Source organism: Labilibaculum euxinicum, from assembly GCF_963678175.1.
GTDB classification, from domain to species: Bacteria; Bacteroidota; Bacteroidia; order Bacteroidales; family Marinifilaceae; genus Labilibaculum; species Labilibaculum euxinus.
The window spans coordinates 1,334,199-1,348,234 of record NZ_OY782756.1; the positions used below are offsets into that span (position 1 = coordinate 1,334,199).

At 37.0% G+C, this 14,036-nt stretch carries 12 protein-coding genes; 8 read left to right on the top strand and 4 right to left on the bottom strand.

Annotated features, from left to right (window positions below; translation table 11 throughout):
- Nucleotides 1–6: 6 nt before the first annotated feature.
- The gene (locus ACY0M5_RS05730) at nucleotides 7–1,296 is read right to left on the bottom strand and encodes an arginine deiminase (RefSeq protein ID WP_124993269.1); all 1,290 of its coding nucleotides are present in this window, start codon (nucleotides 1,294–1,296) and stop codon (nucleotides 7–9) included.
- Nucleotides 1,297–2,638: 1,342 nt separating this feature from the next.
- Between ACY0M5_RS05730 and ACY0M5_RS05735 the strand changes: the two genes are divergently transcribed.
- From ACY0M5_RS05735 to ACY0M5_RS05745, 3 genes are all read left to right on the top strand, one after another.
- Complete coding sequence (locus ACY0M5_RS05735; RefSeq protein WP_461631085.1) at nucleotides 2,639–3,382, top strand: DUF6261 family protein; 744 nt, start codon at nucleotides 2,639–2,641, stop codon at nucleotides 3,380–3,382.
- 242 nt (nucleotides 3,383–3,624) lie between these two features.
- The gene (locus ACY0M5_RS05740) at nucleotides 3,625–4,635 is read left to right on the top strand and encodes a hypothetical protein (protein ID WP_461631086.1); all 1,011 of its coding nucleotides are present in this window, start codon (nucleotides 3,625–3,627) and stop codon (nucleotides 4,633–4,635) included.
- Between the two features lie 250 nt (nucleotides 4,636–4,885).
- Nucleotides 4,886–6,493: a glycoside hydrolase family 43 protein gene (locus tag ACY0M5_RS05745; protein ID WP_461631087.1), complete on the top strand. Its 1,608-nt coding sequence runs from the start codon at nucleotides 4,886–4,888 to the stop codon at nucleotides 6,491–6,493.
- A 351-nt stretch (nucleotides 6,494–6,844) separates the two neighbouring features.
- Here ACY0M5_RS05745 and ggt read toward each other — a convergent pair whose 3' ends face one another.
- Nucleotides 6,845–8,533: a gamma-glutamyltransferase gene (gene ggt / locus ACY0M5_RS05750; protein WP_461631088.1), complete on the bottom strand. Its 1,689-nt coding sequence runs from the start codon at nucleotides 8,531–8,533 to the stop codon at nucleotides 6,845–6,847.
- A gap of 78 nt (nucleotides 8,534–8,611) precedes the next feature.
- On the opposite strand from ggt, the gene ACY0M5_RS05755 reads away from it, so the two are divergent.
- From ACY0M5_RS05755 to ACY0M5_RS05765, 3 genes are all read left to right on the top strand, one after another.
- Nucleotides 8,612–9,256 (top strand): DUF4294 domain-containing protein, encoded by a 645-nt coding sequence (locus tag ACY0M5_RS05755; protein ID WP_461631089.1) that lies wholly within the window; start codon nucleotides 8,612–8,614, stop codon nucleotides 9,254–9,256.
- Nucleotides 9,257–9,548: 292 nt separating this feature from the next.
- Complete coding sequence (locus ACY0M5_RS05760) at nucleotides 9,549–9,995, top strand: radical SAM-associated putative lipoprotein (protein WP_461631090.1); 447 nt, start codon at nucleotides 9,549–9,551, stop codon at nucleotides 9,993–9,995.
- A complete protein-coding gene (locus ACY0M5_RS05765) occupies nucleotides 9,995–11,092 on the top strand; it encodes a TIGR04133 family radical SAM/SPASM protein (protein WP_461631091.1) in 1,098 nt (365 codons plus the stop codon). Before ACY0M5_RS05760 ends, ACY0M5_RS05765 begins: the two co-directional genes overlap by 1 nt.
- Nucleotides 11,093–11,098: 6 nt before the next feature.
- Here the strand turns inward: ACY0M5_RS05765 and ACY0M5_RS05770 are convergent, their stop codons facing one another.
- On the bottom strand, nucleotides 11,099–11,659 hold the full coding sequence (locus ACY0M5_RS05770) for a hypothetical protein (protein ID WP_461631092.1): 561 nt from the start codon (nucleotides 11,657–11,659) through the stop codon (nucleotides 11,099–11,101).
- A 60-nt stretch (nucleotides 11,660–11,719) separates the two neighbouring features.
- The gene (gene elbB, locus ACY0M5_RS05775; protein WP_461631093.1) at nucleotides 11,720–12,373 is read right to left on the bottom strand and encodes an isoprenoid biosynthesis glyoxalase ElbB; all 654 of its coding nucleotides are present in this window, start codon (nucleotides 12,371–12,373) and stop codon (nucleotides 11,720–11,722) included.
- A 123-nt stretch (nucleotides 12,374–12,496) separates the two neighbouring features.
- Between elbB and thpR the strand changes: the two genes are divergently transcribed.
- Both thpR and ACY0M5_RS05785 read left to right on the top strand, forming a co-directional pair.
- Nucleotides 12,497–13,072, top strand: coding sequence for an RNA 2',3'-cyclic phosphodiesterase (thpR, locus tag ACY0M5_RS05780; RefSeq protein ID WP_461631094.1), 576 nt, complete (start codon nucleotides 12,497–12,499; stop codon nucleotides 13,070–13,072).
- 123 nt (nucleotides 13,073–13,195) lie between these two features.
- Nucleotides 13,196–13,846, top strand: a complete 651-nt coding sequence (locus tag ACY0M5_RS05785; RefSeq protein ID WP_461631095.1) for an MBL fold metallo-hydrolase — start codon at nucleotides 13,196–13,198, stop codon at nucleotides 13,844–13,846.
- The last annotated feature ends 190 nt before the right edge of the window (nucleotides 13,847–14,036 follow it).

Sequence of the window (14,036 nt, forward strand, 5' to 3'; positions counted from 1 at the left end):
GAATTGTTACCAGTTAACAGGTTTACGGCGAACGGGCATAGTCATGCAGCGCGCACCGCCGCCACCACGTGGTAATTCTGATCCTTCAAGGGTTATTACATATTTTTCGTAATCGGAAAGCTCTACTTTATGACGAATAATGTCTTTTGCACGAAGAATTTCGAATCCGTTTTTATTCATTGCATCCATGGTGTGAACGTTTCGTCCGTAACCAATCACTTTTCCCGGACCAACGGCAAAAAAGTTAGCTCCGCTGTGCCATTGCTCCCTCTCCTGATTCCAAGGATCTCCGTTTCCGCCGCAATAAATAGGTTTCAAATCCATTCCAAGTTTTTTCAGAGCCTGAAGAAGATTGTTTTCACGGGTGATAGAAATCACTTTTCCGTTTTCAATGGCAATGTGAACAGTTTGGTATTTGTTTGGACGGATAATTAAGGGTTCGTAAACCATACATTTATCAACATCTAAAAGGGTAAATACCATGTCCAAATGAATGAAAGATTCCGGATGACTTGGCAGCTCCTGTATTAATAAATGGCGTTGTGTTTTGTCTTTTTGGCAAAGTAACTGAGCCAGAATAAAATCAATACCCTGAGTTGATGTGCGGGTTCCGTTACCAATAATCATGATGTCTTCACGGGCAATTAATACATCGCCTCCTTCAATGGTACAATTAGGATCCATTTCAGGATTATCAATCGGATTAACTGTTTTTGTTTTAAATCCAGGAGTATAATCAAAAATCGCCTGCATAATCAAGGATTCTCTATCGCGAACCGAACTGGCCATTTTACCAATCAGAACCTCATCCAGAACTGACATTGAAGCATCTCTGGTAAAGAAAAAATTGTGCAGTGGCCGCATCGCATATCGTTCCTTACTCAGAAATTTAGTCAGGTTGTCTCTTTTTAAAGGAACACCTTCGATTAATAGAGAAGCAAGGTCCGGGGGTGTCTGTTCCAGCAGGAAATCTTTTATGCAGTAAGTGTTTCCTTTAACACTTATCTGAGGTTCCATTGCAGAAATTTGGTCAATAACATTCTCTTTGGCTTTTTCATCTGCAAGCACATCAGCCAGTAAATCTTTAACCTGATAGGTTTCTGAAATTTCAGAAAGAACACCGCTTAATTGTTTGTATTCATCTTTTGCAACCGATAGGTTTAAAATATCACTGTAAAGAGCTCTTTCGGCATTTTCGGGAGTCATGTTTTCAACTTCTGAACCAGGAGTGTGAAGGATTACACCTTCCAATTCTCCAATCTCCGATCTTACATTTAATTCTACATACTTTGTCATACCTCTCAATTAAAGTACCGTTTGTTATAGTTGTTTGCGTCTAAAAATAGATGTTTTTAGATTTGCAAATGAAAGAAAAATTTGGGGCATTGAAAAGGATTGCGTTAAGTAAATTTCAATTTTCCTTAACAGTGTCTGAAATCGTTAAGATCATGATCAATACGAAGAGTTTGAATCTGGAAGTTACTTTGCGTGTTATGTAATGTAGTGTTGATATTGACGGCAGAATGCAGACACATTTAAATTATTGGTTTTTTGGCGTTTCCTAAATTCCCCTGCACAATTGTTCCGGGGAATTCAGGTCAGGCTTTCCGCTATTACTCCCCGCCATATTCTTCCGCTTCGCTTTAGATATGTCTGCGGGGTAACCGCTTCAATCCTTAACGCAAGCCTTTGTAATATAATAGGGTATAACACCCGATTGAATAAATACTGCCTACCAATTTATCCAATCGGCATAAAACCAAAACCTCTGAATAATTCATAAAACCAATATCAGACCTAAACCTCCCTGGCAATTTTCACTACACTTTGTTCCAATTTCCTTATCCATAAGAAAAATAATTTGCTGGCCACACAAATCACTCCCTGCGGTCAATGGCGTTTTACCTGCTATTTATAGCTGCCAAACAATATTGTCCTAATTGATTTTAACAATTGGGCTTTCCGCCCAAACCCGACATCATTTCTTGTCTTGAAACAAGAAACGAAGCAAAGAAATTCAAGGCTGCTTTTTAAAAAACTTCCTTATTTAATTCAAACCTAAGTGCGTACGGGCGATCTTCGAACAAGTTCTCAGCTTCCCGGTCTTACTAAAGGTTTGAACTAAAACGAAAGCTCTTTAAAAAAGATGCCAATCAAATACCTAACTTAAATTGTACCCCTTAAGATTATCACGAGCTGTAAGTTTTTATAAAAGAAGTAATTAATACTTATTCTCAAAAAACGTTTAGGACGCAATTGGCTGCCAAATATTTTTCTTCTTGTATATTTTGTTCAGTAATAAAAAAAGCACTACATTCATTATGTTTTTTACGTTAAAATAAGGGGGAGTGGGAGGTGATTGATTAGATACTAATTGCAAATGCTGGTCTTTCAATCAATATCAATTTTGGTAAGCTAAGAAAAATAGTTTTTTCATTCAATATCAATAGTGATAAAGGTTTAGGAAAGGTTTTTTTAAGCAATTTCAATAGAGATAAAGCCTGAGGAAATGTTTATTTACCAAATATGAATATTGATAAAGCCTCAAAAATTGGTTTTTTGCTCAATATTAATATTGATAAAGTAAAAGAGGACATTTTGAATAATCAATAAATACTAATCTTTATAATGATGACCCATGGCATTGATTAAGAAAATCACACCGAGCAGTCGCAATGGCGATATTAGTGCATTGTTTAGCCTTATTCTAAAAGCATTTGTGAAGATTGATTGGAGTTCAGATACGTATTTGACTTCCATAATTGAAAAGATAAGTGCTAGTAACACCTCCCTGATTGAGGCATTAAGACGACTGAAAGTTTATTCTCAGATGGCAGAGAAAGACCACGTGCGCAATATGGCAATTAGAGATTTGTTTAAATTGGTAGAGGGCTATGTTCATATTCCTATTGCTGAGATGAAAAAAGCAGCCTTGGTGGTCGAGAATGTATTGGAGCAATATGGTTTAAGCATGCAGAACAAAGATTATGCTGCAAAATCAGCAGATATTGAGTCCTTACTAAACGATTTAGCCAAGCCCGATGTTGTGGCAGCTATAGCAAATTTGAAAGGCGTGGCCGAAACGATTGCTGCTTTGGATGCGAATCAACAAGATTTTGAAAATGTGACCTTGCAACAGGCAGAGGGAGAGAGTGTGAAGAAAGGTTTGGCTTCTGCCAGTCAATTGAAAAAAGAAGGCGTTATTGAGATTAATACCAATTTGGTAGGCTATATGAACACCATGGCAAAGGTAAAGCCAGCCACTTACGAGGCTACGGCCAAAACAATTGCCGAGTTAATCAATCAAAATAACGAATTGGTAAAACGCCGTTACAAAACAAACAAGCCAGACCGCGAAGTAGCCGGTAAAACTACCGGCTAAGTGCTTCACGAGATGTAATGCACTTTGTTTTTAATAAAACACAAGTTTAAGAATAGAAGCCTGCTATTACATGAGTCGAGTAAAACAAAAGAGATTTACACCCGCCTAAGTGAAAATCTCTTGCAAAAATAAAAAGGATAACAATAACTTACGAAAAACAACAGATAAGTGATATAAAGTGCATTGTACTTTAGGCATTTGTTGTGGTGCATAGAAAAAACAAACTTAGATTTAGATAAAGAATGGAAGTTGACGATTTTGAAGAAAAATACGCAAAAGACACAGAGGAAATAGATGAAATATTTAAGGATTTAAAGCGTTCAGAGCGAGAAGGTGCACAAAACATCTTGAAATATTTCGATAGAATTCACGATAAGCTATTCACCTTCAATAATATCCTAATTGCTGGTTATTTTGCTCTTTCCCAATTCTTTGAATCTTTTTCAGTATATGGAATAATTATTCCTCTCATAAACCTTGCGTTACTAATAATTATTGAATATCGCATGATGGAGAAAAGTAGATTTGACGCACAAGTAACAAAAAAACCTAAAGACGAAATCGACCAGAATGGATCAAAAATCAGTAGAACTACAAGATATTCTCTCTACTCAATAATCTCAACCTCAATTGTTGTAGGTGTTTTCATATTTAATTTATTCAACCTTGACTCAAAAGCAGTACAAGTTGTTAATAATAATACAACTATTCAGTACAGTGAGTATGGCTATGCACAAAATGGGAAAGACAATCTGAAAGTTTCGCTGCTAATATCTAGTTTTAATAAATATGGAGAAATAGTTGATCGGATTCGCCAAATAACTTGCAATGACAGTATTCCTAAAATTGTAATTAAAAATAGAACTATCGTACGCAATATTTTTCCTGCTGAAAATTGTGAGCCAATAAAATTTGATCCAAGAGGAAAACACTATGTGACTTTCGTTGATGGGAAAGCTTATCACAATAATGGATCAAAAGAACTAAGTGTAGATTCATTAGAAAGAATGCTGCTAAATGATTTTTCCTACTATAGTACACCTAACTTAACCAATGAACCTAATAGTTATTTGGTAATTATTGAATCAAAACGGAATGAAAAAATAATAGGAATTGAAAAATTCATCAGCGAACTAACTGGAGCATTTGATAATCTGAAAACGAATTTAAATTTGAACATTGCATTTTGGGAAGTTGTACCACATATACCACCACCTCCCGAAAAACCAATTGAATTAAAAAAGGATGAATAAAACGCACCACAACATACGCTATATACCATAGGCGAGTAGTGGGTTTTCGTTGGTTTTATGCCTTTAATGAGCAACGGCAAGGCAACCATTTTAGAATAGTTATAGTTAAATGTAATCCTAAAATGGCTACCTTGCCTTTTTATAAAATTTGAAATATAAATCAACTAAAGCGCCTACGTTATATAGCGCCGCTCGTTAGGCACAAGCGGAACAGCGACTGAAAATTTAACACGCAAAAAATATTATAAAAATGAGAATAGCATTTTTTTTAACCTTATTTTATTTGGGTTTGACCAACATTTCGGCTCAATTAGCTCAAAACCCTATTATCTGGGCCGATGTTCCTGATGTAAGTGTTATTCGTGTGAATGACACATACTATATGAGCAGTACCACAATGCATATGAGCCCTGGAGTTCCAATTATGAAATCAAAGGATTTGGTAAACTGGGAAATAGTAAGCTACGCATATGATCGATTAGTTGAAAATGATAAAATGAATATGGAAAACGGTCAAGAAGCATACGGATATGGTTCTTGGGCAAGTAGTCTTCGTTATCACAAAGGGATGTTTTATGTATCAACTTTTTCTGCCACTTCAGGAAAAACACATGTTTACAAAACTAAGGATGCTGAAACTGGACCATGGGAAGCCTTCTCCTTTGCGCCTGTTCTTCATGATAATTCACTGTTTTTCGACGATGATGGACGCGTATACATGCTCTATGGAGGAGGTGAAATTAAACTAATTGAATTACTTCCCGATGCATCAGGAATTAAACCTAATGGGATTAATAAGGTAATTATTGAAAATGTTAATTTGATATTTGGAGAAGATGAAGTTGGTGGACTTCCTGGGGAAGGTTGTCAGTTACAGAAAATAAACGGAAAATATTATCTTTTTAATATTGCCTCACCAAAAAGCCGCTGGTCACGATCGGTTATTATTCATCGTGCTGACAAGATTACAGGACCTTACGAAGGTCGTTTGGCTCTTCAGTATAAAGATGTAGCGCAGGGAGGTTTAATTGATACACCTGATGGAGATTGGTACGCTATGCTTTTTGGTGATAGAGGGGCTGTTGGGCGTGTTCCTTATCTTGTACCTGTAAAATGGGAAGACGGATGGCCAGTTCTGGGAAATGAAGGCAAGGTTCCTGAGCACCTAAATCTCCCTGATAATTCTGATTGTATATCCGGTATTGTGGCTTCTGATGAGTTCGAACGAAAGCAAAACGATCCTAAACTTCCTCTTGCGTGGCAATGGAACCATAATCCTGATAATAAAAATTGGGATATTCTTCAAAATCCGGGACGTTTACGTATCACAACAAGTCGTATTGATACGAATGTGCTATGTGCGAAAAATATTCTAACCCAGCGAACATTTGGACCTAAATGTTCGGGATCAACTTTAGTAAATGTCAGTAATATGAAAAATGGAGACATTGGTGGTCTAATTGCTCTACAAAATAAATATGGTTACGTAGGCGTCAAAAAGGAGAATAATAAAACTATGATTGTTCAGGTTCAGACAAACCTTGGAGCAAAAGAAAAAAATGAAAAACAAGGCATTATCAATTTAAATGATATAATTACTTCATCTAAGGTGATTGAGCAAGTACCATTAACTCAAGAACAAGTCTATTTCAAAACCGCAATTGATTTTGAAATAGATAAAGCTTATTTTTATTACAGTTTAGATGGAAAAAAATGGAAGAAAATAGGGGACTCATTACAAATGGTTTATTCATGGCCAAAACACTTTATGGGCTACCGCTTTGGACTCTTTAATTATGCCACAAAAGAAATTGGAGGAAATGTCGATTTTGATTATTTCCGAATTGACGAAAGATAAACCGCCCCGCTAGTGCGCGATTTTATCGCGTTCCTTTAGGCTGGAAAAGAAGACAGTTATCACTCCGCTACAAGCTTGCGCTAGCAGGAGTTTGAAGAAGTAAGATGATGCTAAAGCAAAAGAATAGGAATATTTTAAATTCAGTTGGCTAAAGCCAAACTGCAATAGATAAAAAACACAAAATATTTACTGATGTAATGAGCAAAACTGAACATCTATTGCAATTGTTTTTAAGCAATGAATTAAAATGATTGAAGCAGTAGGATAAAGCTAAAGGCAAATATCTATATCAGTTGCTTTTAAGCAACTGATATAGTGAAATTAATAAATAGGCTTATTCTTATTCCCAATTCAATATCCGGCAGCCTGCCCATCTTTTCTCGATTCCGAGGCTCCAAAATACACAGCTCTTTCGGCATCAAATAGAATAGCCTGATAGCCACCATATCCGCCCATGTCATATTTTATTTTGTGTCCTTTTTCCATTAACTCACGAATACTTTGGTAAGGAATTTCCGATTCTAAATTTACCCATCCACCATCGGTCATTTTCCCTCCGGTTGGCTGTGACGAACCATCATGACGAATTCTTGCTGCATCGCCGGCCTCTTGCAAGTTCATCTTAAAATCAATTAAATTAACAACAATTTGAGCATGACCTTGTGGTTGCATGGCACCGCCCATTAAACCAAAACTGACGTATGGTTTGCCATCTTTGGTAATGAAAGCCGGGATAATTGTATGAAACGGACGTTTCCCGGGTTCGTACACATTGGCATGTCCTTCTTCCAGACTGAATAATTCACCTCTGTCCTGTAACACAAAACCCAAACCATCAGGCGTCATTCCTGATCCCATGCCCCGGTAGTTGCTTTGTATTAATGAAACCATGTTGCCCTCTTTATCGGCCACAGTCAGGTAAATGGTATTGCCCTGTTCCAGTTCACCGGCAGGATAGCTTTTGGCTGATTTGTTGGGATCAATTAAAGCTTTTCTCTCCAATGCATATTCTTTCGAAATCAATTTTTTTAGTGGAATTTTCGAAAAGTCAGGGTCGCAGTAGTACTTTGCTCTATCCTCGAAGGCCAGTTTTTTAGCTTCAATAAAAGTGTGCAGGTAATCACTGCTTCCAAATCCCATTTGTGCGATGTTATATTCTTCGAGAATATTTAGCATTTGAAGAGCCGCTGTGCCTTGTCCGTTGGGTGGTAGTTCCCAAATATCATATCCCCGGTAATTTATAGATACGGGATCAACCCATTCCGATTTGTGTGAGGCCAAATCATCGTAAGAAAGAAAACCACCCTGCTCTTTCATATATTTTGCAATGGTTTTGGCAATATCACCTTTGTAGAATGCATCGCGGCCGCCTTTTGCTATTTTCTCCAAGGTATTCGCTAAATATGGGTTCTTGAAGATGTCACCCTTTTTAGGCATTTTTCCATTTGGCATGTATGTTTCCGAAAATCCTTTGTATTTCATTAATCGATTGGCACTGGCATTCATATAGTAAGCAATAAGTTCGCTTACCGGAAATCCATTTTTGGCATATTGAATTGCTGGATTTAGAATTTGTTCCATATCCATTTTCCCAAACTTGTTATGCATGGTAAACCATCCATCAACACAACCGGGAACAGAAACGGGCAAGGCTCCAAATGATGGGATAGCAGAGTAGTTATTTTCCTTGAAATATTCCAGACTTAGCGATTTTGGGGAACGTCCACTTCCATTTAAACCATATAGTTTTTTAGTTTTTGCATCCCACAAAATGATGAAAATATCGCCGCCAATTCCATTTCCGGTAGGCTCCATTAGTCCTAAAGTGGCATTGGCTGCAATCGCGGCATCAATTGCATTTCCTCCGGCTTTTAGTATATTGAGTGCAACTTGAGTGGCTAGTGGCTGACTGGTGCAGGCCATCCCGTTTTGTGCGATAACTTCAGATCTTGTTGCAAAATTAAGTCCGGTAACCCGGTCTTGAGAAAATATTGCCAATGCGAAGAGTGATAGTAAGCAGAAGAGAAAAGACTTTTTCATTTTACAGGGATTTTTATGGATTAGTTATTGCTTGAGAATACACTTAAAGATAGGAAAGATTATCTTTGAATAGGAATTATGGATATGGCAGGATGGTTTAAAATAGGCGTCGTAATTTTGTTTACTTTTGCAGGTTCGGCATCAGCAAAGGAGTTGTGCAGTATTCGCTCATTTTCACAACAAGACACTGTCGTTTTCCTCGATACCAATTTGCATGTAAATCTCGACGAGGTTAAAATTTTGCGTTACAAAAAAAAGAGAAGAAAACACTATCAAAATACCCGGCAGTACTGGCGGATGGTTCGAAATATTCGTATCGTTTATCCTTATGCCGAGGCAGCCAATGAAACCATCGGGAAGCTTACCAAAGATTTAGAAGGAATTGACAACAAAAAAGAACGCCGTAAACTCATCCGAAAAGAATACAAAGGCTTGATGAAAGATTACAAAAAACCTCTGATGAAACTCAAAATTTCGCAAGGCAAATTGTTGATGAAATTAATCGATCGGGAAACCGGAAACACCAGCTACAATCATTTAAAAGAGTTGAAAGGATCGTTTACAGCAATATTTTGGCAATCGGTGGCTGTGATGTTTGGTTCATCGCTAAAAGCAGAATACGATCCTTTTGGCAACGATTGGATGATTGAAGAAATACTCGACAGAATGAAACGCGGCGAATTGCTGCCTCCGGGAAAATTGCCTGTGAGGAGAATCAATTAAAATTAAAAACCTTCTGAAACCCCCGGGAAGAGCGCTTACTTTTGCGAAGGGAGGGTCACAGGGCCGAAGGGCGACTCACTTTTGCGAAGGGCGGGTCACAGGTGCGAAGATTTGGATAATTCTTCCGAAGGGCGGGTCACAGGCACGAAGGAAGGCCTGCTTTATGCGAAGGGAGCCTCACAGAAACGAAGGGCCAATAGAATGGCGATTCTTCGCAGTTAATACTCATGGTTTCGTGAATTGGAAGCAACCTTTTGTATGGTTCTGCATCAGATAATTAAAGCTTAATGTTATGAGAAAAAAAGTATTGAAGAAGTACAACAAATTAATTGCCGTTCTTTTATCCATTATGGGCATAGGTGGTACAATTTCTTTTACCGGATGCGATGGTGGTGGAGAGAGTCCTGTTGAGTATGGAACTCCTCATGCAACCTTTAAAATTTACGGAACAGTTACTTCTGAAAGTAAGGTGGCGATACCTAATATTAAAGTGAAAATGCAGTACGATTCTACTTATACGGATGAAAAGGGAGAATACGCCATACAGGTTGTTGAATTTCCTCAGGATCAAAATTTCACAGTTCGGTACGAAGATATTGATGGCAGTGATAATGGCAGTTACCTTTTAAAAGACAGTATTGTAGAGTTTAAGGATCCTCAGTTTGAAAACAGTACAGGATCTTGGGATTTTGGGGAAACGAAAAAGGAAGTAAATATTGAACTATCAGAGGACAAATAATGAATTCGAAACTCTCGTTACGCAAAAAAATAGCTCTTGAACTTTTTAGAAAATACCGGGACAATGCAAAAAAGCTGCATCAGCTCAATTATATATTTTGGGAATGTACCTTGCGCTGCAATTTGAATTGTTTGCATTGCGGCAGCGATTGTAAAAAAGAAGCCTTGGTAAAAGATATGCCCATTTCCGATTTTATTGGTGCTATTGATGATGTATCCGGCATTGTAGAGCCAAATAAAACCATGATTGTTTTAACAGGTGGAGAACCGTTGGTGCGAACTGATTTGGAAATTTGTGGAAAACAATTGTATGAGAGGGGATTTCCATGGGGAATGGTTTCCAATGGATTTCATCTTACTTCCAAAAGATTGCAATCTCTTTTGAGAGCGGGTTTACGTGCCGTTACCATTAGTTTGGATGGATTGGAGAATTCGCACAATTGGTTGAGAGGAAATCCAAAAAGTTTTGAAAATGCAGTAAATGCTGTTGGGCTTTTGGCCGAAACGGAAGATCTAAAATTTGATGTAGTTACCTGTGTGAATCAAAAGAATTTTAATGAGTTAGACCAGATCAAGGAGCTGCTTTTATCCAAAGGGGTTAAAGAATGGCGGCTATTCACGGTTTTCCCAATAGGGAGGGCAAAGGAAAATAGCGAATTGCAATTGAATCCGGTACAATTTAAAAGTTTGTTCGATTTTATTGCCAGGGAAAGAAAAAAAGGCGATATCAAATTGAACTACGGTTGCGAGGGTTTTTTGGGAAATTACGAAGGCGAAGTTCGAGACAACTTGTTTTTCTGCCGGGCGGGTATTAATGTAGCCTCTGTTCTGATAGACGGTTCCATCTCGGCATGTCCAAATCTTCGGGATAACTTTTCGCAGGGAAATATCTATCAAAATAGCTTTAAGACAATCTGGGAGAATGAATATTCTATCTACAGAGATAGAATTTGGATGAAGACAGGCGAATGTTCCGATTGCAGTTCGTTTAAATATTGCGAAGGGAACGGTATGCATTTGCGTGATGAAAAAACCGGGAAATTGTTATTCTGTCATTTAAATAGAATAAAAGAAGGCGAAGAAGCCTTTAAAATGTAGCTTTCCTTAACGTTTAGTGCTTAAATATTCCTCCATTCTGCGATCAAACATCTGGTTTTTCTCTAAGTAGTCAGCAAACTTATTGTGCCCCGATTCCTCAATAAACTTCTTTAATTCTTCAAAGGCTTGTTCTTTTTTTTCTTCGATATTCATTCTGTACAGGTTCATGTATTGCTCAGCCTTTCTTTCCCATTTATATTTTTCAATGATGATTTTTTTGAGCAGGAAAGAAATTAACAGGCTTGAGATAAGTAAAATAAAGCTGGAGATTTCAGGAAAAAGAAGTACAGGCAGTATCAGGAAAAAAACAGGTAAAAAGGAGGCAATGCAAAATATCCCTATAATTATGTTGTTGTAGTACTCAGAAAAATGAACCAATTTCTTTTTTTGAGAGGAATAAAAAATCAGCCAGTTGACAAATAGATTCAGAGCCATGCTATACAGAAGAATTGCTGCTTCATATGCAGAATTAAGGGAGAAGAAAATAGCAGCAAAGAGGAGTAAATTAGAAATGATAAAAGGATAGATGTGATTTTCGGCTGCATCTTTGGTGTTTCGGTTTTTCATAGAAGGAATTATGATGTTGGCTTATGGCAGGCAACCAAAAGCCAACAGCTGATAGTTTATTTATAATGCCATAATTGTTTTCACTACATTGTCTGCGCCATCACCAATTTGAGCAATTGTTGCATCAAGCATATAGCAAGGAGTTGTCACAATTTTATTCTCTTTATCAAATACAATTTCACCGTGAGTTGTTGTAACATGAGTTGCCCCCATTTTAGAAATTGCTTCAGCAGTTCCTTCGTCTTCGCCAATGGTAACTTCTACATCTCCCAGAACTTTTGCAATAAGGGCAGGAGAGATGCATAAGGCACCGATTGGCTTTTTTGCTTTGTGCATTGCCTTTATAGCCGATGCAACATCAGGATTTACCTCACATTCGGCACCTGCGAAAGCAAATGTGCATAAATTTTTTGCTACGCCAAATCCGCCGGGAAAAAGAATAGTATCAAACTCATCGGCTGAAAATTCTTTTAGATCTTTGATATTTCCCCGTGCAATTCGAGCAGCCTCGACCAATACATTTCTTGTTTCGGACATTTCTTCACCAGTAATATGGTTAATTACATGGTATTGATTGACGTTTGGAGCAAAAATCTGATAGCTTCCTCCGTTTTTTGAAATAGAATATAAGGCTAAGGTTGCTTCATGAATTTCAGAACCATCATAGACACCTGATCCTGCTAGAACAACTGCAAATTTTTTCTTTGAATTCATTTTTAGAAACTTTTAATTTTACGGTTTATGATGTTTGTTTTAAATAAACGAATATCTGTTCTTTATATTTCATTGCGGAATTAGCCTGAACTAATTCCATTTTTATAAATACAAATTATAAGAATGAAGACGAAACGTATATTTGTTGCAATAAAGATAGATAATACACATCAAATTAATGAAGTTTTTCGACAAGTTGGAGTTGATTTAGATGAAGAAAGAATAAAATGGGTCGATAAAAACGGACTTCATATTACGCTTCTTTTTCTGGGAGAGACCGATATTGAGGAAATTGCCGTGATTACTGATAAATTGAAGATGATTGGAGCTGATTTTGATGTTTTTAGGTTGAATTTAAAATCGCTCGGCGCTTTTCCTTCAATAGAGCACCCAAGAATTTTATGGGCTGGCATTAATTCAACTTCAGGCTTATATCAACTGCAGGAGAAAATTCGAATTCACCTTGAAAAAAGTAAAGTGTCCGAGGATTATAAATATACACCTCATCTTACTATTGGCAGGATTAAAGGAGGAGTTAAGGATTCTGAAAAGGTAAAGAAATGCCTGCTGAAATGGAAAGAATGGGAAGATAATGAGCTTCTTATCGATAAGTTTGTACTCATGGAAAGTTTACTTACGAAAGATGGACCCGTTTATCATGTTTTGGAAACTTTTAGCTTGAAAAATCAGAATGTGTGAGTTGTTTTTCATTTGTAAAGTGTTGAAATAAATAATTATAAACGACTTTTAAATTTTCCTTTCATCAGGATTTTTTAAATTAATGATTAAATGTAAATTTGGGCTACTTAAAAATATTCGAATATGATTACGATAGAAACATTGGTGTTTAATCACTGGCAGGAAAACACATACATATTGCATGATGAAACAGGGGAGGCAGTCTTGATTGACTGTGGTGTTTTTTTTAAAGACGAAGGCAGAAAGCTGATTGATTTTGTTGAAAAGAAAGGGCTGAAACTGGTAAAACAGTTGAATACACATTTGCATATCGATCATGTTTTGGGCAATCAATTTATGAAGGATCAGTTTGGATTACTTACCGAAGCTCATAAAGATGATGAATTTTTGTTGGCTGAAGCTCCTAATTACGGAGTTCGATTAGGATTGGAAAATGTGGTGGAGCCACCTCCTATTGGTAAGCTGATTAAGGAAGGTGACATTATTAAATTTGGAAATTCGGAGTTGAAAGTGATTCATGTTCCCGGACATTCACCTGGTCATGTGGTGTTTTACAATGAGGAACAAAAATTTTTAATTGCAGGTGATGTCTTATTCCGCGAAAGTATTGGGCGAACAGATTTACCATACGGAAATTACGAGCAATTAATTGAAGGAATCAAAACCAAACTTTTGATCCTTGATGATGAAGTTTGTGTTTATCCCGGGCACGGGCCGGCAACTTCTATCGGACACGAGAGATCTAAGAATTTGTTTTTAAAAGGATTGAGTTAAATCAATTAAAATATTCTAAACCCCATTTTAATATGGGGTTTTTTTGTATCCAAAACAGACTTCGGAACAGGTTGTAAATGTGATAAAAATCATGTTTGTATCGTTCTATAAAACAATTTGTTAAGATGAATTGTTGTTGGATATGAGAATGTTGGATAACTGTGATTAAATTCAGGGTTCAACCTCCTCG

What these genes read in the sequence shown, in the direction of transcription:
- ACY0M5_RS05785 (WP_461631095.1), top strand. Translation starts at nt 13,196, where the DNA reads ATGATTACGATAGAAACATTGGTGTTTAATCACTGGCAGGAAAACACA.
- ggt (WP_461631088.1), bottom strand. Translation starts at nt 8,533, where the DNA reads ATGAAAAAGTCTTTTCTCTTCTGCTTACTATCACTCTTCGCATTGGCA.
- ACY0M5_RS05745 (WP_461631087.1), top strand. Translation starts at nt 4,886, where the DNA reads ATGAGAATAGCATTTTTTTTAACCTTATTTTATTTGGGTTTGACCAAC.
- ACY0M5_RS05730 (WP_124993269.1), bottom strand. Translation starts at nt 1,296, where the DNA reads ATGACAAAGTATGTAGAATTAAATGTAAGATCGGAGATTGGAGAATTG.
- ACY0M5_RS05740 (WP_461631086.1), top strand. Translation starts at nt 3,625, where the DNA reads ATGGAAGTTGACGATTTTGAAGAAAAATACGCAAAAGACACAGAGGAA.
- ACY0M5_RS05760 (WP_461631090.1), top strand. Translation starts at nt 9,549, where the DNA reads ATGAGAAAAAAAGTATTGAAGAAGTACAACAAATTAATTGCCGTTCTT.
- ACY0M5_RS05765 (WP_461631091.1), top strand. Translation starts at nt 9,995, where the DNA reads ATGAATTCGAAACTCTCGTTACGCAAAAAAATAGCTCTTGAACTTTTT.
- ACY0M5_RS05770 (WP_461631092.1), bottom strand. Translation starts at nt 11,659, where the DNA reads ATGAAAAACCGAAACACCAAAGATGCAGCCGAAAATCACATCTATCCT.
- ACY0M5_RS05755 (WP_461631089.1), top strand. Translation starts at nt 8,612, where the DNA reads ATGGATATGGCAGGATGGTTTAAAATAGGCGTCGTAATTTTGTTTACT.
- thpR (WP_461631094.1), top strand. Translation starts at nt 12,497, where the DNA reads ATGAAGACGAAACGTATATTTGTTGCAATAAAGATAGATAATACACAT.
- elbB (WP_461631093.1), bottom strand. Translation starts at nt 12,373, where the DNA reads ATGAATTCAAAGAAAAAATTTGCAGTTGTTCTAGCAGGATCAGGTGTC.
- ACY0M5_RS05735 (WP_461631085.1), top strand. Translation starts at nt 2,639, where the DNA reads ATGGCATTGATTAAGAAAATCACACCGAGCAGTCGCAATGGCGATATT.